24 protein-coding genes are annotated in these 20,123 nt (G+C 63.1%); 11 read left to right on the top strand and 13 right to left on the bottom strand.

Annotation, left to right across the window (positions count from 1 at the left end):
• Positions 1 to 9 precede the first annotated feature (9 nt).
• From NMG70_RS01680 to NMG70_RS01670, 3 genes are all read left to right on the top strand, one after another.
• Positions 10 to 333: an ArsR/SmtB family transcription factor gene (locus NMG70_RS01680; protein WP_254022918.1), complete on the top strand. Its 324-nt coding sequence runs from the start codon at positions 10 to 12 to the stop codon at positions 331 to 333.
• A 223-nt stretch (positions 334 to 556) separates the two neighbouring features.
• Positions 557 to 1,306, top strand: coding sequence for a YebC/PmpR family DNA-binding transcriptional regulator (locus tag NMG70_RS01675; protein ID WP_023800014.1), 750 nt, complete (start codon positions 557 to 559; stop codon positions 1,304 to 1,306).
• 17 nt (positions 1,307 to 1,323) lie between these two features.
• Positions 1,324 to 1,635, top strand: a complete 312-nt coding sequence (locus NMG70_RS01670) for an Rdx family protein (protein ID WP_254022917.1) — start codon at positions 1,324 to 1,326, stop codon at positions 1,633 to 1,635.
• Positions 1,636 to 1,666: 31 nt separating this feature from the next.
• On the opposite strand, the gene NMG70_RS01665 is transcribed toward NMG70_RS01670, so the two are convergent.
• Both NMG70_RS01665 and NMG70_RS01660 read right to left on the bottom strand, forming a co-directional pair.
• Positions 1,667 to 2,146, bottom strand: coding sequence for an anthrone oxygenase family protein (locus tag NMG70_RS01665; protein ID WP_254022916.1), 480 nt, complete (start codon positions 2,144 to 2,146; stop codon positions 1,667 to 1,669).
• Position 2,147: 1 nt separating this feature from the next.
• The gene (locus tag NMG70_RS01660) at positions 2,148 to 2,981 is read right to left on the bottom strand and encodes an NAD(P)H-binding protein (protein ID WP_254022915.1); all 834 of its coding nucleotides are present in this window, start codon (positions 2,979 to 2,981) and stop codon (positions 2,148 to 2,150) included.
• A gap of 112 nt (positions 2,982 to 3,093) precedes the next feature.
• On the opposite strand from NMG70_RS01660, the gene NMG70_RS01655 reads away from it, so the two are divergent.
• Positions 3,094 to 3,735 (top strand): TetR/AcrR family transcriptional regulator, encoded by a 642-nt coding sequence (locus NMG70_RS01655; protein ID WP_254022914.1) that lies wholly within the window; start codon positions 3,094 to 3,096, stop codon positions 3,733 to 3,735.
• 70 nt (positions 3,736 to 3,805) lie between these two features.
• On the opposite strand, the gene rpmE is transcribed toward NMG70_RS01655, so the two are convergent.
• The gene (rpmE, locus tag NMG70_RS01650) at positions 3,806 to 4,027 is read right to left on the bottom strand and encodes a 50S ribosomal protein L31 (protein WP_006327661.1); all 222 of its coding nucleotides are present in this window, start codon (positions 4,025 to 4,027) and stop codon (positions 3,806 to 3,808) included.
• Between the two features lie 202 nt (positions 4,028 to 4,229).
• On the opposite strand from rpmE, the gene NMG70_RS01645 reads away from it, so the two are divergent.
• Positions 4,230 to 6,032, top strand: a complete 1,803-nt coding sequence (locus NMG70_RS01645; RefSeq protein WP_254022913.1) for an ABC transporter transmembrane domain-containing protein — start codon at positions 4,230 to 4,232, stop codon at positions 6,030 to 6,032.
• A 98-nt stretch (positions 6,033 to 6,130) separates the two neighbouring features.
• Here NMG70_RS01645 and NMG70_RS01640 read toward each other — a convergent pair whose 3' ends face one another.
• The gene (locus NMG70_RS01640) at positions 6,131 to 7,630 is read right to left on the bottom strand and encodes a carboxypeptidase M32 (RefSeq protein WP_254022912.1); all 1,500 of its coding nucleotides are present in this window, start codon (positions 7,628 to 7,630) and stop codon (positions 6,131 to 6,133) included.
• Between the two features lie 188 nt (positions 7,631 to 7,818).
• Between NMG70_RS01640 and NMG70_RS01635 the strand changes: the two genes are divergently transcribed.
• Both NMG70_RS01635 and NMG70_RS01630 read left to right on the top strand, forming a co-directional pair.
• Positions 7,819 to 8,172, top strand: coding sequence for a DUF1304 domain-containing protein (locus NMG70_RS01635; protein ID WP_254022911.1), 354 nt, complete (start codon positions 7,819 to 7,821; stop codon positions 8,170 to 8,172).
• A gap of 303 nt (positions 8,173 to 8,475) precedes the next feature.
• Positions 8,476 to 8,853, top strand: a complete 378-nt coding sequence (locus NMG70_RS01630; RefSeq protein ID WP_254022910.1) for a hypothetical protein — start codon at positions 8,476 to 8,478, stop codon at positions 8,851 to 8,853.
• Between the two features lie 271 nt (positions 8,854 to 9,124).
• Here the strand turns inward: NMG70_RS01630 and NMG70_RS01625 are convergent, their stop codons facing one another.
• The 9 genes from NMG70_RS01625 to NMG70_RS01585 form a co-directional block, all read right to left on the bottom strand.
• Positions 9,125 to 9,352, bottom strand: coding sequence for a hypothetical protein (locus tag NMG70_RS01625; protein WP_254022909.1), 228 nt, complete (start codon positions 9,350 to 9,352; stop codon positions 9,125 to 9,127).
• 235 nt (positions 9,353 to 9,587) lie between these two features.
• Complete coding sequence (locus NMG70_RS01620; protein ID WP_254022908.1) at positions 9,588 to 10,619, bottom strand: peptidoglycan -binding protein; 1,032 nt, start codon at positions 10,617 to 10,619, stop codon at positions 9,588 to 9,590.
• 1 nt (position 10,620) lies between these two features.
• Positions 10,621 to 11,646 (bottom strand): MotA/TolQ/ExbB proton channel family protein, encoded by a 1,026-nt coding sequence (locus tag NMG70_RS01615; RefSeq protein ID WP_254022907.1) that lies wholly within the window; start codon positions 11,644 to 11,646, stop codon positions 10,621 to 10,623.
• A gap of 112 nt (positions 11,647 to 11,758) precedes the next feature.
• The gene (gene trhA, locus NMG70_RS01610) at positions 11,759 to 12,466 is read right to left on the bottom strand and encodes a PAQR family membrane homeostasis protein TrhA (RefSeq protein WP_254022906.1); all 708 of its coding nucleotides are present in this window, start codon (positions 12,464 to 12,466) and stop codon (positions 11,759 to 11,761) included.
• Between the two features lie 122 nt (positions 12,467 to 12,588).
• Entirely contained in the window at positions 12,589 to 13,389 is an 801-nt protein-coding gene (locus tag NMG70_RS01605; RefSeq protein ID WP_254022905.1) for an inositol monophosphatase family protein, read from the bottom strand.
• A 156-nt stretch (positions 13,390 to 13,545) separates the two neighbouring features.
• Positions 13,546 to 14,112, bottom strand: coding sequence for an elongation factor P (efp, locus tag NMG70_RS01600; RefSeq protein WP_254016880.1), 567 nt, complete (start codon positions 14,110 to 14,112; stop codon positions 13,546 to 13,548).
• A gap of 182 nt (positions 14,113 to 14,294) precedes the next feature.
• A complete protein-coding gene (locus tag NMG70_RS01595; RefSeq protein ID WP_436798326.1) occupies positions 14,295 to 15,368 on the bottom strand; it encodes a tetratricopeptide repeat protein in 1,074 nt (357 codons plus the stop codon).
• Positions 15,328 to 15,975, bottom strand: a complete 648-nt coding sequence (locus NMG70_RS01590; RefSeq protein WP_254022903.1) for a thiamine phosphate synthase — start codon at positions 15,973 to 15,975, stop codon at positions 15,328 to 15,330. The genes NMG70_RS01595 and NMG70_RS01590 overlap by 41 nt, the downstream gene beginning before the upstream one ends.
• 132 nt (positions 15,976 to 16,107) lie before the next feature.
• Complete coding sequence (locus NMG70_RS01585) at positions 16,108 to 17,037, bottom strand: DMT family transporter (protein ID WP_254022902.1); 930 nt, start codon at positions 17,035 to 17,037, stop codon at positions 16,108 to 16,110.
• 134 nt (positions 17,038 to 17,171) lie between these two features.
• Here NMG70_RS01585 and NMG70_RS01580 point away from each other — a divergent pair, with 134 nt between their 5' ends.
• The 4 genes from NMG70_RS01580 to rcdA all read left to right on the top strand — a co-directional run bounded on the left by NMG70_RS01580 (position 17,172) and on the right by rcdA (position 20,047).
• On the top strand, positions 17,172 to 17,630 hold the full coding sequence (locus NMG70_RS01580; RefSeq protein ID WP_254022901.1) for an Lrp/AsnC family transcriptional regulator: 459 nt from the start codon (positions 17,172 to 17,174) through the stop codon (positions 17,628 to 17,630).
• A gap of 112 nt (positions 17,631 to 17,742) precedes the next feature.
• Positions 17,743 to 18,513: a sulfite exporter TauE/SafE family protein gene (locus tag NMG70_RS01575; protein WP_254022900.1), complete on the top strand. Its 771-nt coding sequence runs from the start codon at positions 17,743 to 17,745 to the stop codon at positions 18,511 to 18,513.
• A 217-nt stretch (positions 18,514 to 18,730) separates the two neighbouring features.
• Positions 18,731 to 19,135, top strand: a complete 405-nt coding sequence (locus NMG70_RS01570; protein ID WP_254022899.1) for a cbb3-type cytochrome c oxidase subunit I — start codon at positions 18,731 to 18,733, stop codon at positions 19,133 to 19,135.
• Between the two features lie 381 nt (positions 19,136 to 19,516).
• Positions 19,517 to 20,047, top strand: a complete 531-nt coding sequence (gene rcdA, locus NMG70_RS01565; protein WP_254022898.1) for a protease adaptor protein RcdA — start codon at positions 19,517 to 19,519, stop codon at positions 20,045 to 20,047.
• Positions 20,048 to 20,123 lie beyond the last annotated feature (76 nt).

Below are 20,123 nucleotides of genomic sequence, written 5' to 3'. Positions count from 1 at the left end.
AAATATAACATGTCAAGCAAAACGCAGGACGACAATGTTTTCAAGGCGCTGGCGCATCCGCGCCGGCGTGCGCTGCTGGACGAACTGAAGGACGCGCCGCGGACCACCGGCATGCTGTGCGATGCCTTTCCCGACATGGACCGCTGCACCGTCATGCTGCATCTGAAAGTGCTGGAGGAAGCCGACCTGGTCGTGGCGCGGCGCGAGGGGCGCGAACGCTGGAACCATCTCAATGCGCTGCCGATCAAGCAGATCCATGACCGCTGGATCAGCCAGTACGCCACGCATGCGATCAGCATTCTCGACCGGCTGAAATCCGATCTGGAAGGGTGAGCGGCCGCAGGCATGCAGCTGGCAGGCGCGTGCGCACCACCTTTACGGCGCGGCTGGACGAATTGAGCCGATTTATCTATAAGCCGGCCATTCCGAGATAGAGCGCCGTACGTCCATCCGGACGCAGCAGGGACGTTCTGAAATTTTGAATTCGAGCATTTTGGCAAAGGCGAGGTGACTGCCTCGCTGCAGGATGCTCTGCCAATAAGACGACAGGGGTTCCATGGCTGGCCATTCACAGTTCAAGAACATCATGCACCGCAAGGGCCGCCAGGACGCGGTGCGGTCGAAAATGTTTTCCAAGCTGGCGCGCGAAATAACCGTCGCCGCCAAGAGCGGCACGCCGGATCCGTCGATGAACCCGCGCCTTCGTCTTGCCGTGCAGAACGCCAAGGCGGTGTCGATGCCGAAAGACAATATCCAGCGCGCCATCAACAAGGCGTCGATGGGCGATGCCGAGACCTATGAAGCCGTGCGCTACGAGGGCTACGGCCCGGGTGGCGTCGCGCTGATCGTCGAGGCGCTGACCGACAACCGCAACCGCTCGGCGTCGAATGTGCGCGCCGCCTTCACCAAGGCCGGCGGCGCGATGGGCGAAACCGGCTCGGTGTCGTTCATGTGGGACCGTGTCGGCGAGATCTTCTATCCCGCGTCGGTCGGCAGCGCCGAGAAGGTCATGGACGCGGCGATCGAGGCCGGAGCCGACGACGTCCAGTCGGACGAGGAAGGCCACACGATCTATTGCGCCTTCGAGAATCTCGGCGAGGTCTCGAAGGCGCTGGAAGGCGCGCTCGGCGAGGCTGAATCGGTGAAGCCGATCTGGAAGCCGCAGACCAACATTGCGGTCGACGAGGAGCGGGCACAGTCGCTGATGAAGCTGGTCGCCACGCTCGAGGACGATGACGACGTGCAGAGCGTCTACGCCAATTTCGAGGTCGACGACGAGACCATGGCGAAGCTCAGCGCGGCATGAGCGGAGCTCAGCCAGACATGAGCGTGTCAGACAAGCCCCAGGTCCGCATCACCTATTGCACGCAGTGCCAGTGGCTGCTGCGTGCCGGCTGGATGGCACAGGAGCTGCTGTCGACCTTCGGAACGGATCTGGGCGAAGTCACGCTGGTGCCCGGCACCGGCGGCATATTCGCCATCAGCTGCAACGACACGCTGGTCTGGGAGCGCAAGCGCGACGGCGGCTTTCCCGATGCCGCAAAGCTCAAGCAACTGGTCCGCGACGTGATCGATCCGGACCGCGATCTTGGCCATGCCGATCGCAAGGGCCACAAGTCAAAAGATCCTGCCTGACGCAGGGTCTTTCGCGTTTCTGCCCCTGCATTCACCGCCACGCGAAAATGAAGCAGGCCAGCGCGACGATGGCGGTGATGGTGCGGACGTGGTTCCACATCACCCAGTCCCTGAGATAGCTGGTCCACACAGCGGCGCCGTTGGCGCTCGCCGGATCGACGGCGGCCAGCGCGTTGTTGAGCGGCACATTGAAGATCATCGTCACGATCAGGTTGCCGACGAGATAGGTCAGGGCGCCGGCGAGAAGCCACAACGAGCCCGGTTGGCCCCATCCGATGACAGCGCCGACGGCAAGCACAAGGCAGATCAGCCCGGTGCCGAAAAGCGCGGTCATGAACATCGGCGTCACCGCAGTGACGTTGATCGAATTCATGGCGGCGATGCCGCCCGCGGTCGGCATGCGGGCGAGGCCCGGCATGACGAAGCTGGAAAAGGCGAAGAAGACACCAGCGACGACGCCCGAGCCGAGCGCGCCTATGAAGGTTAGGGTGGGAAGCAGGTTCATGATCATGTCAGTCACTCCAGATGCCCGTAGCAGCGGTTTCGGTTGCGTAGGCGGAAAAGTCCTTTGGGGCGCGGCCGAGCACGCGCTGGACGCCGTCGGCCAGCGCCTCGTTGCGGCCGTCGAGCACCTCGGTGAACAGTTCGGTGAGCAGCCAGGCAAACTCGGCCGGCAGCTCGTGCGCGGCGATTGCGGCGGCGAACTCGGCATGGGAAATCTGCTTGAAGCCGATGTTGCGGCCAGCTGCCTTGCCGATCTCGGCGATCGCGTCGGCGAAACTCAGCAGCCTTGGTCCAGTCAGCTCGTACAGCTGGCCGATATGGCCTTGCCGGGTAAGCACCGTAACGGCGGCGTCTGCGATGTCGTCGGCATCGATGCACGGTTCGCCGACATTGCCGACCGGCAAAGCCACCTCACCGGCGTGCAGCGGATCGAGGAAAAAACTCTCGCTGAAATTCTGGGCAAACCAGGCGCAGCGCAGGATCGTCCAGTCGGCGCCTGAGGCTTTCAGCATCTCTTCGGCGCGTTGCGCTTCCGTTTCGCCGCGCCCTGATAGCAGCACCAGCCGTGTGATACCGTTTTGCACGGCAAGGTTGGCGAAGGCGCCGACCGCTTCGGCCGCACCGGGCACGGAAAGATCGGGATAGTAGCTGATATACACGGCGCCCACACCTTGCATTGCCGGGCCCCAGGTCGCGTTGTCTTCCCAGTCGAAAGATGGCGTGCCGGAACGGGAGCCGATCCGCACCGGCAGGCCGCGCGCTGTCAGTCGCTCGTTGAGGCGGCGGCCGATCTTGCCAGTGCCGCCGAGGATCAATATCGGTTTCCGTGTCGCGTCGATCATGGTGATTTTCCTTTCGTTTCGAACATGAGTAATCCTCACATTTGCAAAACGTGATAAGTCCTCTTATTTTAGGAGTCAAGCCAATTTGTTGATCATTCGCCAGGAGACGGTGATGGAAGGCTCGAGCGTAGCGGGTTCACAGGATGGCCAGATCGCATCGCCGCGCCGGGCGCCAAGCCAGCAACGCAGCCGCGAGCGGGTCGAGCGGATGCTGGCCGCCGCTTCAGCGCTGATCGCCGAGCAAGGCAGCGATGCCATGCGCATGGGCGAAGTGGCGGAACGGGCCGGCGTGTCGATCGGTTCGCTCTACCAATTCTTCCCGGACAAGCGGGCGATCATCTGGGCGCTGGCCGAGCGCTACACCGCCGAAAGCCAGGCCTGCATCGCGGCAGCGCTTGGCGAGGTCAGCGACGCCGAAGGGCTGCGGCGGGCATTCTCCGAGCTGGTGGATATCTATTACGGGCTGTTCCTGGCGGAGCCGGTGATGCGCGACATCTGGTCGGGCACGCAGGCCGACAAGGCGCTGCGCGAACTCGAGCTTGCCGACAGCCGGGCCAACGCCGAATTCCTCACCGCCGTACTGAAGCAGCTGCGGCCTGCTGCCGATCCGGCGGCGCTGGAAACGACGGCGCTTCTCATCTGGCAGATGGGCGAGGCCACCATGCGGCTGGCGATCTCGGTCGGTCGAAAGGAAGGCGACGACCTGGTCGCCGCTTATAAGCGGATGGCGCTGCGCGAACTGGTCGGCGAATAGGGCCGCATTCTCGCAACAAAAAAACCCGCCACGAGGGCGGGTTTCTTCTGATCCGAAAAAGGCCTGCGGGTTAGAGGCCGAAACCTTCGAAACGCTTCTTGAACTTCGACAGGCGGCCGCCGCGGTCGAGCAGGGTCTGCTGGCCGCCGGTCCAGGCCGGATGGGTGGTCGGGTCGATGTCGAGGTTCATCGTGTCGCCCTCCTTGCCCCAGGTCGAACGGGTCATGTATTCGGTGCCGTCGGTCATGACGACCTTGATGGTGTGGTAGTCGGGATGGATATCGGTCTTCATTGTGCTATTCCTGGTTCGCCGGCGCTGCTGACGGGCATAAAGCCTGCGTCGATGCGCCCCTTTTAAAACTCGAAGCCGCAGCTATTGAGGAGCCACGGCTTTTAAAACGGTCGGCGAGCCTATACATCAGCCGGAATTGAATCACAAGGCCGCGGTAAGCGCATATTGAGGCGCATGCCCAGAAGAGCCAGAGGAAACGGTCATGGCGCACACCAGCGGCGATGCAGACGAGCGCAGGCGCTCGCTCAAGCCGCTGCGGCGCCTGTTCCCCTACATCACCCGCTACCGGAAAATGGTCATTGGCGCGGTCGTCTCGCTGACCATCGCTGCGGCGACGACGCTGGCGCTGCCGCTGGCCGTGCGGCGCATGATCGATCACGGCTTTTCCGCTTCCGATTCCAGTTTCATCGCCGAGTACTTCGCCATGCTGGTGGTGATGGCTGCCTTGCTCGCTGCGGCGTCAGCCAGCCGCTACTATTTCGTCATCACGCTGGGCGAGCGCGTCGTCGCTGACATCCGCAGCGACGTGTTCCGCCATGTCACGACGCTGTCGCCATCCTTCTTCGACACTGCACAGTCGGGCGAGATCGTCTCGCGGCTAGCCGCCGACACGACGCAGGTCAAGTCGGCGGTCGGAGCCACCGCGTCGGTGGCGCTGCGCAACGTCATTCTTGGGCTCGGCGCCGTGGCGATGATGGTCTTCACCAGCCCGAAACTGTCGGGCCTCGTCATCGCCGCCATCCCGGTGATCGTGCTGCCGCTGGTCGCCTTCGGCCGCTCGGTGCGGCGCAAATCGCGGCTGGCGCAGGACACGCTGGCCGACGCCACGGCCTATGCCAGCGAGCAGATCGGCGCGGTGCGCACGCTGCAGGCCTTCACCAACGAGAAGCTGGTCACCGGGCATTTTTCAGCTGCGGTGGAAGCGGCTTTCGCGGCGGCGCGGTCCTCGATCTTTGCCCGCTCCTTCCTCACCTTCTTCGCCATCTTCATGATCTTTTCCTCGGTGGTGGCGGTGCTGTGGTTCGGCTCGCGCGACGTGCTCGACGGCACGCTGTCGCCTGGCACGCTCGGCCAGTTCCTGCTCTATTCGGTGTTCGCCGCCGGCGCGCTCGGCGCGCTGTCGGAAGTGTGGGGCGAGCTTTCCCAGGCGGCGGGCGCTGCCGAACGGCTGACCGAGATCCTGGCCGAGAAGCCCGCGATCCAGGCCCCAGCGCATCCGAAACCGCTGCCGGCGACGGCCAGAGGCGCAATCAGTTTCGACGACGTGTCCTTCTCCTACCCGGCCGGGCCCGACCGCGCTGCCGTCCACGGCCTGAGCTTCCAGGTCAAGCCCGGTGAGACGGTGGCGATCGTCGGCCCCTCCGGCGCTGGCAAGAGCACCGTCTTTTCGCTGCTGCTGCGCTTCTACGACCCCGAGACCGGCAAGATCATGATCGACTGCGTCAATGTGCGCGAGGCCGACCCCGTCGCCATCCGAGAGCGCATCGCCATCGTGCCGCAGGACGTCACCATCTTCGCGGCCAGCGCGCGCGACAATATCGGCTTCGGCCGTCCGGACGCCAGCCAGGCGGAGATCGAGGCGGCGGCCAGGGATGCGCTTGCCGACGAGTTCATCCTGAAACTTGAGAAAGGCTATGACAGCCAGGTCGGCGAGCGCGGCGTGACCTTGTCCGGCGGCCAGCGCCAGCGCGTGGCGATTGCCCGCGCGATTCTGCGCGATGCGCCGATCCTTCTGCTCGACGAGGCAACCTCGGCACTGGACGCCGAAAGCGAGACGCTGGTGCAGACGGCGCTGGAGCGGCTGATGCAGGACCGCACCACGATCGTCATCGCCCACCGGCTGGCGACGGTGCTGAAGGCTGACCGGATCCTGGTCATGGATGGCGGCTGCATCGTGGAGGAAGGCACCCACCAGAGCCTCGTCGCCAAGGGTGGCATCTATGCGCGGCTGGCCAAGCTGCAGTTCGAAACCGGGGCGAATGCTTTCAAGGGTGCCGCGGAGTAGTAGGACGACGCTGCCATGCCAAACGGCTTCGTTTTTTGCAAATGGCGCTGGTCGGCAATGACGAAAGTGCCGCCGCGTTCGATGCGCTTGAAGATATGTCAGGCGCCCTTCAGCACCTCCCCATAGCGCTTGCGCAAATGCTCGGTGAAATGCGTGGCGTTGAGCTTCTCGCCGGTGGCGCGCTCGAGCAGTTCGGGCGTCGACCAGCGTGAGCCTTGCGACCAGATCTTTTGCCGGCGCCAGTCGTTGATCGCCGCCAAATCTCCCTTGGCGAGGTCTTCGTCGGCCGAAGGATGATCTCTGGTCAGCGCCGCCCATTGCTGCGCCGCCATCATGGCGCCCAGCGTATAAGACGGGAAATAGCCGAAGGCAGCACCCGGCCAGTGCACGTCCTGCATCGGTCCGTCGGCCGGGTTGTCGATGGTCGACAGGCCGAGATAGTCACGCATCTTGGCGTCCCAGGCCTCGGGCAGGTCGGCGGTCTCCAGCCGCCCCGAGACAAGCTCCTGCTCCAGCTCGTAGCGCAGGATGACGTGCAGCGGATAGGTGACCTCGTCGGCGTCGACGCGGATTAGGCCGCGCTCGACCCGGTGTACATGCGGCAGGATGTCTTCGATCGACCAGGTCTCGCCGAGGTGCTTTTCGACCACCGGCAGCGCCCAGCGCCAGAATTCGGGGTTGCGGCCGATCTGCTTTTCGACGAACAGGCTCTGGCTTTCATGCACAGCCATGCCGCGCGCCTTGCCGAGCGGCCAGTGCGCCCACGCCCGCGGCAGGTTCTGTTCGTAAAGCGCGTGGCCGGTCTCGTGCAGCACGCCCATCAGCGCCGACAGGAAGTCGGAGGTCTTGTAGCGGGTGGTGATGCGCACGTCGCTCGGCACGCCGCCGCAGAACGGATGATGCGATACCGACAGCGAGCCGTGGGTGAGATCGAAGCCGACCGCCGCCATCATGGCGAGGCCAAGCTCGCGCTGCTTTTCGATCGCATAGCTGCCCGAAAGCGGCTTCAGCGGATGTTTCGCCAGCCGCTTTTCCTGCACCGCCAGTGCTTCCGGCACGAAATCCCTGAGAAAGGTCTTCAACTCGGCGAAGACCGGCGTGATGTCGGCGGCGCGGTTGCCGGGATCGTACTGCTCCATCAGCGCGTCATACGGATCAAGGCCGAGCACGTCGGCGCGAAGTGCTGCTTCCTCGCGCACCAGCGCGACGACGCCTTCGAGCGCCGGCAAGAACCCGGCCCAGTCGTTTTTCGCGCGCAGGTCGCGCCACAGCTGCTCGGAGCGCATCCGGGCGGTGGTTTGGCGCTCGACGAATTCGACCGGCAGGCAGGTCAGGTTGGTGTATTGCCGCCGGAACTCCCTGACCGCTGCCTGCTGTTGTTCGTTCAGCGTTTCCTGTTCCGCCGCTGCGATCCAGTCGGCGATCTCCGGCGCGGTCGCTCTGGCGTGATGCATGCCGGCCAGCGCCGACATCGCCTCGGCGCGCTTTTCGCCGCCGCCGACGGCCATATGGGTCGCCTCGTCGGCGCCGAGAATGGCGAGCGCATGCTCCAGTGCTTCGAGCTTGTGGCCGAGGTCGTCGAGTTTTTGAAACGACATTGTGGGTTCCGATGAATTTGAACGGCGGGAAAAGATACCAATGCGCTGATATTGGCAACCCTGAAGGCCGTCGGCGATGGGCACATTGACTGCCGGCCGGGATGCACGCCGGAATCGGTCTTGCGGGACCGGTGGCGTGCGTGATCAATATCGCGAGGCGGCGCCATGTCGCAATGGGGAGACGTAGCATGATCGCCAACGTGCTGGTCGGGATGGTGGCGCTGATCCACCTCTACATCGTCTATCTGGAGATGGTGCTGTGGGACACGCCGCGCGGCCATAAGGCGTTCAAGCTGACGCCGGAATTCGCCAGCGCATCGAAAGTGCTTGCGGCCAACCAGGGGCTTTACAACGGCTTTCTCGCAGCCGGGCTGATCTGGGGGCTTTACCTCGGCGAGGCCGGTTTCCAGATCAAGGTGTTTTTCCTGCTCTGTGTCGCCATCGCCGGCCTCTACGGCGCGGCGACGGTCGGCAGGAAAATCCTCTACATCCAGACCGTGCCGGCTGCGGTTGCTCTGGTCGCGCTCGCTTTAAGCCAGTAATCCCGACGCCGGGGGCCGTAAGCCCGCTTATGGTGGCGAGCAGACGCCCGCTCGATCACGACGAACGGTCGCGATGCGCACCATTTTCGGACATTCACAGGCCGGGCACGACCCACGATTATTCTTTAGGAGCTGCTGAAGTTACCTTCAACTTGTGCTAAGTTGTTGGGATGGAGAGGTGCGAACAGAACGGGGAATTTCGCTTCCGTTCTGGCGGCCTTTAACGAGGGAAGAAAGAGCTCGCTTTCCTCTCTTTAGCATTTGCAACTCGGTACCCAAGCGGGTCACTTGCCGGAGGAGCACATGGCGAAACTCACCGCTGATCAATACGTAACGGCGACGGCTGCGCGACTTGCCCATGTGACGCAGACCTACGCGATCACTTTTTTCGCCAGCATCGCGACCATGTTCGCGATCCTTGCATACGCATCATCAGCGGGACTAGCTGCCAGGTTCGCGCTCGCGACGATTGTGGTTTCAATCACGGCTTACGGAGTCTTGGCAGCCAAGGCCGCCTTGGATGACTTAAAGGCAATGCTGGACGATGCAGTCGACGACTTCTCGGGCAGCAGCTTCGGCGCTCACCTTAAGCAGATACCTACGGCGCTGTTCACCGGAACAAGCACCATCCTCATCCTTGCGATGGGGGTGACACAGTTGTGGGCGATCATTTCGGCCTGACGTGGGCTGATCTCGAACTGCGTGGCCGGCGGCCGCTGACGGGGGCACGGGCAGGCCGACGTGACTGGGGAGATGGCAGCAAAAGCGTCAAGAATGAGGCGCGGCCTATGCCCCTTTTCGGGTCGGCAATTTCTTCGCGGATAATTCTAATGCGCCTGCTTGAAGCCCTCAGCTACGGAACGGTATCCGAGGAAAGTTGCCAGACGACTTCGCGTCCTGATATTGCGTGGCCGGCATCGTTCGATCTCGCGCGGCCCTCTGCGCGGCCCGATCAAGTTGAGCGACCTGCGTGCGCAAAGTCACGCGCTTCGTCCGGCTTGATCCTGTTCGCCTGCATGGCGGCTCGGATACCGGAATCCACGCTCTCTATCTGGTTGATCAAAGCTGCCTCACGCGGGCCGGCGTAGGCGCCAGCAAACGGAACGGTGACGAGAACTGCGGCGAGCGTTGCAGTCCTAAGGGTCTTGGGCCCGAGCGTTTTGGGAGTGAAAGAGCGCATGTTGCGTCTCCTTTTACAGGGGAGGTGGCGATTGGGGGGCCACCTTCCGGCCGTGGGCCGTGGGCCGTCGGTTCCGTCGGGCCGCGATGGACGCTTCCACCGCCGGCGGTTCTCGGCCCCGTGACAGAGCGAGGAGCGATCCTCGGCAAAATGTAATCAAAAAAAGGTAATCTTTTCTGGCGTTGCCAGCCCGCATTGCCGCCCTAAATGCGGCCGCCGCCTGAAGCCGGGGCGATCAGCGCTCGGTCAGTTTCAGCTCGATGCGGCGGTTCTTGTTGCGTGCGTCCTCCGTGTCGGCGGGGTCGAGCGGCTGGAATTCGCCGAAGCCGGCGGCAACCAGGCGGTTGGCCGGCACGCCGTTCTCGATCAGGAACTTCACCACCGAGGTCGAGCGCGCCGTCGACAATTCCCAATTGTCGCGGTAACGGCCGGTGCCCGACAGCGGCTTGTCGTCGGTGTGGCCGTCGACGCGCAGCACCCAGTTGATCTCCGGCGGGATCTCCTTCTGCAGGTCGATGATGGCGTCGGCGAGCTTCTTCATCTCGTCCTTGCCTGCATCGTTGATCACTTCGGAGCCTGTCGGGAAAAGCACTTCCGACTGGAAGACGAAACGGTCGCCGACGATGCGGATGTTCTCGCGGTCGGCGAGGATTTCGCGCAAGCGCCCGAAGAAGTCGGACCGGTAGCGGTTCAGTTCCTGCACGCGTTGCGCCAGCGCGACGTTCAAGCGGCGGCCGAGATCGGCGATTTTGGTGTTCGACTCGCGATCGCGCGCTTCGGACACGTTGAGCGCTTCTTCGAGCGCTCCGATCTGCCTGCGCAGCGCCGAGATCTGCTGGTTGAGGATTTCAACCTGGCTCAGTGCCTGCTGGCTGATCTGGCGCTGGTTGTCGAGTTCGCCCGAAAGCGCCGTGGCCCGCTGGTTGGCGGCGTCGCCGGCACCGGCGCCTTGCGCCAGCAATTGCTCGAGCCGGCTCTTTTCCGCCTCCGACGCCGACAGCGACGCCTGCAAATTGGCGAGCGAATCTTCCTTGTCCTGCGTTGTCGAGCGCTCCAGCGCCAGAAGCTGGGTCAGTTCGTTGATCTGCGAATTGAGGCGGTTGAGCACCGTGTCCTTGCCGGAGATTTCGCGGCCGAGCAGGAACTGTGCCAGCACGAAGACGGTAAGCAGGAACATGATCGCGAGCAGCAACGTCGACAGCGCGTCGACGAAGCCCGGCCAGTAATCGATACGGCGATCGGCACGCCGGGTCCTGGCGAGAGCCATGCTAGTGGACTCCAGTCTTCTTCAGGGCATCGGCGATCTTCTCCAGCGTGTTGCGCATCGCCTTCTGCTCGTCCGACTGGGCCTCGACCCAGTCGCGCATGATCTGCTGCTCCGAGCGCATGTTCTTGACCAGGCCCGAAATGCCGTCGGCAAGGTTGGCCATGGCGGTCGCGACACGCGGATTGGCGCCGCCCCCGTTCTCCTGCAAGCTGCGCAGTCTTTCCGACAGGACGCGGATCTCGTCGGAAGACTCGACCTTGGGCGGTTCGGCGACGACGATGTCGGAGGACAGGTCGGTGACCGAGGACAGCCAGTTTTCGAGCTCGGTGTAGAAGCGTGTCTGGGCCCGGCCAGCCTGCAGGTCGAGGAAGCCGAGCACCAGGGAACCGGACAGGCCGAACAGCGAGGACGAGAAGGCGGTGCCCATGCCGGCCAGCGGCGCGGAGAGCCCGGCCTTCAGCGATTCGAGCACGGCGGCGGCATCGCCAGTGCCGGGATCGAGCGAATCGATGGTTTCGCGGATCGAGCCGATCGTGTTGAGCAGGCCCCAGAAGGTGCCAAGCAGGCCGAGGAACACCAGCAGCCCGACAAGATAGCGCGAGGTGTCGCGGCTTTCGTCGAGGCGGGTGGCGATCGAATCGAGCATGGTGCGCATCGAGCTGGTCGAGAAGGCGATTGTCGGCGAGCGGCCGATCATCGCCTTCATCGGCGCCAGCAGCACCGGTTCCGTGGTTTCGGAGCCGGCCCGAAAAGAGTTGACCCAGCGCACTTCGCGAAACAGCCGGCCGACCTGCGCGAAGGCCAGCAGGATGCCGACCGCAAGCACGCCGACGATCAGGCCGTTGAGACCGGGATTGGTGGCAAAGGCTGTCGATATCTGACGGGTCAGGATGGCGGCGATGAAAGCGACGATCATCAGGAAGATGACCATGGTCAAGAGAAAGACCTGCGGGCTCGACAACTTGTGCGGATCGTACATCAGCACGTCGGAGCGCCTGCCCATGCCGAAGGATTTGAAAAAAGCCATCCGTGCCCCGTTTCCGATGCCGCCGCCGCCGCCAATTCACGTTTGACGGTGACTCTAAACGCAATTGTGACCAAATTGAATGGCGCTTGGCAATATTGCCAAGCCCTTGGCGTCAGAGTCGGTTGATGACCAGGCAGTCCGCCATGGCGGCAAGATGCAGGCCGGCGCCGGTGACGACAAAGCCGTGCCACAGCGCATTGTGGAAGCGCAGGCCCTTCCAGGCGAAGAAGATGACGCCGCAGGAATAGACAATGCCGCCGGCGACGATCAGCGCGATCGATGTCGTCGGCAATGTCTGGACGAGCGGCTCGACAACAACGATGCCGCTCCAGCCGATGGCGAGATAAAAGACGATCGCCAGCCGGTCGAAGCGTCCGGGAAGAACCACTTTGATGGCGATGCCGATCGCTGCCGCGACCCAGACCAGGACGATCACCGAGATGGCCAGCGGCGAGCCGTCGAGCTGGGCGAGGAAAGGCGTGTAGGTGGCGGCGATCAGCAGGTAGATCGCGGCATGGTCGAAGCGCCGCAATATCCACTTGGCTGGCGACGACACCGGCCACAGATTATAGGCCAGCGACACCGACAGCACGGTGAGCAGCGAAATCACGTAGAATGCGGCGGCGATATATTCGACCGGACCGGCATGGAAGGCGGCCAGCGCCAGCAGCGTCGAGCCGGCAGCAATGGCAAGCACGATGCCCACCGCATGGACGATGCCGTCGGCGATCATTTCGGCGCGCGAATAGTGCCAGCGTCCCATGAAGGGGATTTCGATCTGGGGTATCTCGATCTGGGATTTCGGGCCGATATGCGTCATGAACGATCCTGCATCCGCCTATTTGGGCGGATGCCGGACAGCATTTCAAGCTTTCGTTGCGGTTTTGCGACTGCGGCGGTTCAGCGCGCCAAGTCCGGGTTCATGCTTTTCGGGATCATAGTCTAGCGCGGCGTCACTGGCTTCCTGACGGTCTTCAACAGCGCACGCTGGATGATCTCGTTGCCGGCGACGATCGAGCCGCCATCCAGCATGTTCTGCCCGCCGGCGAAGTCGGAGATGAAGCCTCCCGCCTCGCGGATCAGCAGGATGCCGGCGGCGATGTCCCAGGCCGACAGGCCGGTTTCCCAGAACCCGTCCATGCGGCCGGCAGCGACATAAGCGAGATCGAGCGAGGCGGAGCCGAGGCGGCGCACGCCCGAAACTTCGGCCATCACGTTGCGCAACTCGACCAGGAAATTGCCATGCTGGCCGCGGCCGAGATGCGGCACGCCGCAGCCGATCACCGTGTCGATCAGCTTGGTGCGGCCGGCGACCCGCAGCCGGCGGTCGTTCATGAACGCGCCGCCGCCGCGCTCGGCGGTGTAGAGTTCGTCCATCGCCGGATTGTAGACGACACCGGCGACGATCTGGCCCTGGCGCTCCAGCGCGATCGAGATGGCGAAGAGCGGAATGCCGTGCAGGAAATTGGTGGTGCCGTCGAGCGGGTCGACGATCCAGCGGTGCTGGCCGTCGTCGCCTTCGATCAGGCCGCGCTCCTCCATCAGGAAGGCGTAGCCCGGCCGCGCCTTCGACAGTTCAGTGAAAAGGATGTCTTCGGCCTTGCGGTCGGCCTGGCTGACATAGTCGGCCGGTCCCTTCATCGAGACCTGCAGGTTCTGCACTTCGCCGAAATCGCGCGACAGCGAGCGACCGGCCTTCATAGCCGCCTGGACCATGACATTGAGGATCGCGGAACGCGCCATTGTACTTCTTCCTGCTGCGCTTCTTCCTGCTGCCGGGCCTATTTGCTTCGAGGCATGATCTTCTCCAAAAAAGTCTGCAAACTTTTTGGGATCATGCCTATTTGCTTTGAAGCATGATCTTATCCAAAAAGTCTGCAAACTTTTTGGGATCATGCCTTAGTCGGCGCGGCGCACGTAAGTGATTTCGTTGGTGTCGACGATAATACGCTCGCCCGAGCCGATGAAAGGCGGCACCAGCACGCGAATGCCGTTTTCCAGCATCGCCGGCTTGTAGGACGAGGCCGCGGTCTGGCCCTTCACCACCGGGTCGGCCTCGGTGATCGTCAGCGTCACCTGGTCGGGCAGCGAAATGCCGATCGGCCTTTCGTCATAGAGCTGGACCGTCACCATCATGCCGTCCTGCAGGAAGGCAGCGCGATCGCCGACGAAATCCTTCTGCAATTCAAGCTGCTCGTAGCTTTCGGTATCCATGAACACCAGCGCTTCGCCCTGCTCGTAGAGGAAGGAAAAGTCTTTTAGATCGAGTCGGATCTGCTCGACTGTCTCGGCCGAGCGAAAACGCTCATTGAGCTTGGTGCCGTTGATCAGGTTCTTCAGCTCGACCTGGTTGTAGGCGCCGCCCTTGCCGGGCTTGACGGTGTTGGTTCTGACCGCCACCCACAGGCCGCCATCATGCTCGATGACATTGCCGGGACGGATTTCGTTGCCATTGATCTTGGCCATGATGATGTGATCCGGAATGAGATTTTCGCGACGAAAGCGATTTGGCGCCTCCAAGACCACAAATCGCCAGGAGAGGCAAGGGAGTGGACAAGGGGTGGCATGAGAGGGAGTGGGGGGCGGAGCCATCCCCTCGCCAGCATCCAACCCGCGCCAATGCCAGATAATTCACTGTCCGCGACGCCTTACGGCAGGCGGTTGGCCTTCTGCAGCGCCTGCTTGGTCTGGTCGTCGGTCAGGCCCTGCAGAAAATCGTCCATCTGCGGGTCGATCAGCCCGGCGCGGCGTGCGACGACGTACCAGGCGCCGGCAAGGATCGGATCCGGATCGGTGCCGATGCCGGCCATGTAAAGCTTGGCGAGGCGGTTCTGGGCGGCGACATTGCCGCCCTCGGCGGCCTGTTTCATCCAGCCGAAGCCGGACTTCAGGTCGCGGGCGCCACCGCGCCCTTCGATCATCCAGGCGGCGAGATCGATCTGCGCCGTATCGTAGTTCTGCCTTGCTGCCTGCGCCAGCAGGCCGCGCGCCTGGGCATCGTCGCGCGGCTTGCCGCCGACGCCATTGGCATAGACCTGCGCCATCGCATATTGCGCGTCGGCAAGGCCGGTTGCGGCGGCGCGCTGATAGTAGGACACGGCCTTTGCGATGCCGGCATCGCCGGGATCCTGCTGGACCAGCAGCTGCGCGAAATTGAACTGTGCCAGACGGTTGCCAGCCTCGGCGGCGGCTTGCATCAGCGCGTAGGCCCCTTTCTCGTCCTTCTTGACGTAGCGGCCGTCGAGCAGCATCAGCGCATATTGGAACTGCGATTCGGGTATGCCCTGCTCGGCGGCAAGCGCGTACCACTTCGCCGCCTCTGCCGCGTCGACCGGCACGCCAAGGCCGCGCGACAATATCTCGGCGATCAATGTCTGCGCCGCCGGATCGCCGTTCTGGGCGCGAACCAAAGCGAGGTTGTAGGCCGTCTTGTAAAGGCCGCGCTGGAAGGCGCCATAGGCAGAATCCGACGGCTTGGCACCGAAGCGGTCGGGATTAATGGCGTCGGCCGAAGGCAGCGGCGCCGTGGTGGCGGGCTGCGGCAGCGGCGTGGCGATCGGCTTGTCCGTGTTTGCAGCGATGTCGGGATTGGCTTGCGGCAACGGGACGGTTTCCGCCACGGCGGCCTGCACCGTGAGCGGCGCAAGCAAAGCACCGAAAAGGATTGTCCGCACCGGCACGTCAGTCCTCGAAACGCGGCGCGGTTTCGTCGAGCAGCGCATTGGCGCTGGCGACTGCCATCTTTGGGTCGATGCCCTCGGCAAAGACGGCGCTGGACAGCGCCACGAATTCGGCGCCGGTGGCAGCCACCGCTTCCACCGAAGCGATGTCGGACCCGGCCATGACGATGCAAGAGATCTGGATCACATCCGCCCACCATTGCCCCAGCGACAGGTTGCGCGGGTGCGGCTCCGGCTTGTTGTCGTAGCCGAAGCGGCCGAAGAAGATGTAGTCGGGCCTGAGCTCGCCGAGCTCCAACGCATCGTCGCGGGTCTTGGCGCCGCCGCTGCCGACCATCATTTTTGCCTGGAAACGTTCGATCGTCTCGGCGAGTTCGGCCTTGCCAGCCTCGACATGGATGCCATCGGCCTGGACGCGGCCGGCGATACGGGTGTCGCCGGCAATGATGACAGCGATGCCTGCCGCTTGCGCCGCCGGCACGACCTGTTCGGCGAAGGCCTGGAAGGAGGCTTCGTCCATGCCGTTTTCGGGCAGGATGAGCGAGGCGACGTCGCCGCCCTCGAACGCCGCGCCGATGCGCTCAGCCGGCACGCCTGGCGGCGCGATCAGCACGATGCGGCAGCGATTTGGAGGCGTTGCGTCGTTCATTGGTTTTTGACCCGGTTTTCGCCTATGCCGGGCGAAGATGGTTGCATTGCGGCATAGAGCAAAGTGCCGGCCTTGAACAGGCGGGCGGTCAGGACCGTTGGCGCATGATTGTCGCACGGCGACGGTGTTGCCTCACTTGATTGCCTGGGTGCTCTCGGCTGGGGTCTTCGATTTCCACAGCGTCCAGCCGAGATTCATGCCTGCGGCGGCGACCAGGATGGCGGCGCCGCCGACGATCTGGGCCGGATGCAGCCGGTGGCCGAAGGCGACGACATCGACCAGGATCGCGACCACAGGGTAGATGAACGACAGCGACCCCTGCAGATAGGTTGGCAGTTTCTGAATGGCGCCGTACATCAGGATGTACATCAGACCGGTATGGACGACGCCAAGCGTCGCCAGCATGCTCCAGTTCCACACGTCGGCGGGAAGGTGGGAAAGGTTGGCGAAGGGTGCCAGGATGACGACGCCGACGCAGACCTGGATCAGGGCGATCAGGTGCGGCGGTGTGCCTTTGAGCTTCTTGGTGACGATGGCGGCGACGGCCCAGAAGAAAGCCGCACCCAGCGCCATCGCGATGCCGATAAAATAATCCGTGCCGAAATTACCTGTATTGGGGCCTGCATCGGAGCCCGCATCAGGCGAGCCTTGCACGATCAGCAGCAAGCCGGCGAAGGCGATGCCAAGCCAGGCCAGCTTTGTCAGGGTCAGCCGCTCCGAGAAGAAGAGCGAGCCAAAGCCGACCAGCATGAAGGGCTGCGTGTTGTAAACAGCCGTGGCGATCGAGATCGAGGCGCGGGAAAACGAGCTGAACAGCAGCAGCCAGTTGACGACGATGGCAGCACCTCCGAGAGCCGAGATCGCCACAATGCGCAACGACAGCCTGCCGCGCAGCAGCCCCAGGGCAGCGCAGATGATCAGCAGCGTTATCGCGCCGAAGGCACAGCGCCAGAAGACGACGTCCATGATGGGCTCGCCCGACATGACGACGAACCATCCGATCGTGCCGAGGATCACCATTGCGGCCGTCATTTCGACCGTGCCACGCACCGTGCTGTCCATGAATATTGCCTCTCGAAACGCTGAGGGTTGATAATCCCATGCCACATCAGCGCTTTCTATAATTTGCGCTAGGTGATATGCTAGCTATGCCTAATTAAATAAGGTCAAGGCGGCTTTTTACCTGGGAATGTCAAATGCTGGACGATCTGGACCGACGCCTTCTCGAAATCCTGATCAAGGATTCGCGAACCTCATTGAAGGACCTGGCCCAGCAGGTAGGACTGTCGTCGCCGAGTGTCGCGGAACGCCTGCGTCGGCTGGAGGATCGTGGCGTTATCAGGGCTTTCACCGTCGAAATCGATCCCCAAGCGCTCGGCTACACCTTGCAGGCGATCGTTCGCATCCGGCCCTTGCCGGGCAAGCTGCATATTGTCCAGAAGCTGATCGAGGAGATTGCGGAGTTTGGCGAATGCGACAAGGTGACGGGCGACGACTGCTTTGTTGCCCGGCTCTTCGTGCGCTCGATCGGCGACCTCGACAAGCTTCTCGACCGTATCGCCGACAAGGCCGAAACGAGCACAGCCATCATCAAGGCGCAGCCGATCCGCAGGCGCCCACCGCCGCTCGCCGCAACCGCCATCTCAAATCCGTAACAGACCTCAGCACGAACGACGCACAGCGTCGTGTGCGCATTTGCAGTCGCGGCGCGAAAGTTTATCGGCTATTCCAGCGTCTACACGCTTTCCCTCCAACCGCTCCCCGTCGATGTCAGGCCTGCTTCTCGATCCGTGGTTCTATGCCGCCGCCATTCCAGCCGTCATCCTGGTCGGTCTGTCCAAGGGCGGCTTTGGCGGTGCGGTCGGTTTCGTCGGCGTGCCGCTGATGGCGCTGGCCATGCCGCCGGTGCAGGCAGCCGCCATCCTGCTGCCTATACTGTGCCTGATGGACATCGTCTCGGTGTGGACATGGTGGGGTGTCTACGACCGCAAGGTGCTTGCGGACATGATGCCGGGGGCGGTGATCGGCATCGGCCTCGGCTGGCTGACCGCGGCGCTGGTGACAGCGGAAATGGTGCGGCTGATCGTCGGCGCCGTGGCGATTATCTTCGTGCTTCGCTGGGTCTATCTACAGATGCGGCACGGTGCGAGCCACTCAGCCGAGCCCAACCGCGCGGCTGCCGCCTTCTGGGGGACGGTCGCCGGCTTCACCAGCTTCGTCGCCCATGTCGGCGGCCCGCCCTTTCAGGTCTATGCGCTGCCGATCCGTCTCGATCCGAAAGTGCTGTCGGGAACCGCTGCAATCTTCTTTGCCGCCACCAACGCGTTGAAGCTTATCCCCTATTTTGCGCTCGGACAGTTCGACACCACCAACCTGACCGCGTCGGCGGTTCTGGTACCGATGGCGCCGCTCTCGACCATCGCCGGCGCCTGGCTGGTGCGGAGGATGCGACCGGCACTGTTCTACCCCTTCACCTATGCGACCGTAGCGGTCGTCGCGGTCAAGCTCCTGTGGGACGGGATCGCCGGCCTTCTCTAGATTGCCAGCCGATGGAAGTCGCCGGCGCTCAAGGATTGCGCAAGCGGGTCACGCCGTCTTCTGCTATCCTGGCAGCGCCGGGGAAGGGTCGGGCGCGATGCGACATCGTCCAGAAACATTGCCGATGCTAATGCGTCGATGCCGGGGACCCGGTGGCGGGGCGACCGCCTGATCTCAACCCATTCCCATGACGGGAAAAGGCAAATCGGGGCAAAACATGCAAAAGGTAGCACGAAACTTCTTCACGCTGGCCGTCGTCTACGCACTGGTCGGGATGGCGCTCGGCCTACAGATGGCGATCAGCAAAGATCATGCGCAGATGCCAACCCACGCCCACATCATGGTGGCCGGATGGCTGATGTCGGCGGTGTTTGCCTTCTTCTACCATCTGTTTCCGGCAGTCGCGGAAAAGACGCTTGCCACCGTCCATTTCTGGTTGACGGCAATCAGTGGCACCGGCCTGTTGATCGGCCTTTACATCATGCTTGCCGGCAACCCGGCGATCGAGCCGCTGGTGGCAACATCCTCGATGGTCTTTTACGCGGGGCTGCTGCTGTTCGCCTACATCGCGCTGCCGGTGGTGTGGAAAGCCGAGCGGCATCCTGAGGCGCAAAAGGCCTGAGTCCAAAGGTCTGCATTGTGCTGTTACGGCACAGGCGGACGACGCTTGTTCAAAAAATATCCGCGCCGTTAAGGCATCATTAAGCTTTACAGGCGTTTACTATGTGCATCCAGTGATCTGGATTCTTACCGAGTGGTTGGAGCCACTTTGTTTGACGCCTCCCTGTTAAACTCCTGAGAGCCGCCTTATCCGCGGCTCTTTTTTTGTCCGCGATCCGGATTGCCGGTCGCCTGCGCCGCTGCGCCGCCGTTAACCGTTTGTTAAACATGTGCTTGCCTTCACCGGCGCCGAAGCGCATTTTCAAGCCTCGGTCATATAGGGTGCAGGCGTGACGGCGATGACGCCGATTCGGCCGGCTGTGGGCAAGTGCAGGGCGTATCGATGAACGATCCTTCGAAGGGAAGCGCAAAAACCATCAAGCTGGCGGAGCGCCGGGTTTTCTCCCAATCCTTCAAGCCGCTCTACCAGGAAGGCATGGGCCTGGTCGAGCAGGCGGCCGAATATCTGGACGGCAAGGGCCGGGCCGAGGCGAAGAAACTGTCCAGGCTGGCGGCGACGCTCTATGCGGCCGAGTCGATGCGACTGACCACGAGGCTGATGCAGGTCGCCTCCTGGCTGCTTCTGCAGCGCGCGGCGAATTCCGGCGAGATGACTCGCGATCAGGTTGCTTCCGAAAAATCCAAGGTGCGTCTCGATACCGCTTCCGCCAACAACGATGCCGCAGGCTGGGTCGAACTGCCCAAGGATTTTCTTGACCTCATCGACCGCTCGCTGCGCCTGCAGGCGCTGGTGCGTCGCATGGACGAGGAAATCTACGGCGGCGCCGTGGCCGAGGTCGCGCCATCCGACCGCCGCATCAATCCGGTTTCCGATCAGATCACGCTGCTCAACACGGCTTTCGCCCGCGGCTGACAGGCCGCTCGATGTTCTCCGCTAAACGCCAGGAGCGTCCTTGTGCGGGCCAATCCTCAAGTCGTGTTTGGGCCGA

The organism is Mesorhizobium ventifaucium, from assembly GCF_935822925.1.
In the GTDB taxonomy this organism is placed as follows: Bacteria; Pseudomonadota; Alphaproteobacteria; order Rhizobiales; family Rhizobiaceae; genus Mesorhizobium; species Mesorhizobium ventifaucium.
This window is presented reverse-complemented; position numbering and strand designations above follow the sequence as displayed.

Bases quoted from the DNA above. Each gene is read 5' to 3' on its own strand.
- NMG70_RS01570 (WP_254022899.1), top strand. From the start codon at position 18,731: ATGCAAAAGGTAGCACGAAACTTCTTCACGCTGGCCGTCGTCTACGCA.
- NMG70_RS01645 (WP_254022913.1), top strand. From the start codon at position 4,230: ATGGCGCACACCAGCGGCGATGCAGACGAGCGCAGGCGCTCGCTCAAG.
- NMG70_RS01640 (WP_254022912.1), bottom strand. From the start codon at position 7,630: ATGTCGTTTCAAAAACTCGACGACCTCGGCCACAAGCTCGAAGCACTG.
- NMG70_RS01605 (WP_254022905.1), bottom strand. From the start codon at position 13,389: ATGGCGCGTTCCGCGATCCTCAATGTCATGGTCCAGGCGGCTATGAAG.
- NMG70_RS01655 (WP_254022914.1), top strand. From the start codon at position 3,094: ATGGAAGGCTCGAGCGTAGCGGGTTCACAGGATGGCCAGATCGCATCG.
- NMG70_RS01660 (WP_254022915.1), bottom strand. From the start codon at position 2,981: ATGATCGACGCGACACGGAAACCGATATTGATCCTCGGCGGCACTGGC.
- NMG70_RS01580 (WP_254022901.1), top strand. From the start codon at position 17,172: ATGCTGGACGATCTGGACCGACGCCTTCTCGAAATCCTGATCAAGGAT.
- NMG70_RS01670 (WP_254022917.1), top strand. From the start codon at position 1,324: ATGAGCGTGTCAGACAAGCCCCAGGTCCGCATCACCTATTGCACGCAG.
- NMG70_RS01615 (WP_254022907.1), bottom strand. From the start codon at position 11,646: ATGGCTTTTTTCAAATCCTTCGGCATGGGCAGGCGCTCCGACGTGCTG.
- NMG70_RS01620 (WP_254022908.1), bottom strand. From the start codon at position 10,619: ATGGCTCTCGCCAGGACCCGGCGTGCCGATCGCCGTATCGATTACTGG.
- NMG70_RS01590 (WP_254022903.1), bottom strand. From the start codon at position 15,975: ATGAACGACGCAACGCCTCCAAATCGCTGCCGCATCGTGCTGATCGCG.
- NMG70_RS01595 (WP_436798326.1), bottom strand. From the start codon at position 15,368: ATGCGCTGCTCGACGAAACCGCGCCGCGTTTCGAGGACTGACGTGCCG.
- trhA (WP_254022906.1), bottom strand. From the start codon at position 12,466: ATGACGCATATCGGCCCGAAATCCCAGATCGAGATACCCCAGATCGAA.
- NMG70_RS01635 (WP_254022911.1), top strand. From the start codon at position 7,819: ATGATCGCCAACGTGCTGGTCGGGATGGTGGCGCTGATCCACCTCTAC.
- rpmE (WP_006327661.1), bottom strand. From the start codon at position 4,027: ATGAAGACCGATATCCATCCCGACTACCACACCATCAAGGTCGTCATG.
- NMG70_RS01585 (WP_254022902.1), bottom strand. From the start codon at position 17,037: ATGGACAGCACGGTGCGTGGCACGGTCGAAATGACGGCCGCAATGGTG.
- efp (WP_254016880.1), bottom strand. From the start codon at position 14,112: ATGGCCAAGATCAATGGCAACGAAATCCGTCCCGGCAATGTCATCGAG.
- NMG70_RS01665 (WP_254022916.1), bottom strand. From the start codon at position 2,146: ATGATCATGAACCTGCTTCCCACCCTAACCTTCATAGGCGCGCTCGGC.
- NMG70_RS01675 (WP_023800014.1), top strand. From the start codon at position 557: ATGGCTGGCCATTCACAGTTCAAGAACATCATGCACCGCAAGGGCCGC.
- NMG70_RS01625 (WP_254022909.1), bottom strand. From the start codon at position 9,352: ATGCGCTCTTTCACTCCCAAAACGCTCGGGCCCAAGACCCTTAGGACT.
- NMG70_RS01680 (WP_254022918.1), top strand. From the start codon at position 10: ATGTCAAGCAAAACGCAGGACGACAATGTTTTCAAGGCGCTGGCGCAT.
- rcdA (WP_254022898.1), top strand. From the start codon at position 19,517: ATGAACGATCCTTCGAAGGGAAGCGCAAAAACCATCAAGCTGGCGGAG.
- NMG70_RS01630 (WP_254022910.1), top strand. From the start codon at position 8,476: ATGGCGAAACTCACCGCTGATCAATACGTAACGGCGACGGCTGCGCGA.
- NMG70_RS01575 (WP_254022900.1), top strand. From the start codon at position 17,743: ATGTCAGGCCTGCTTCTCGATCCGTGGTTCTATGCCGCCGCCATTCCA.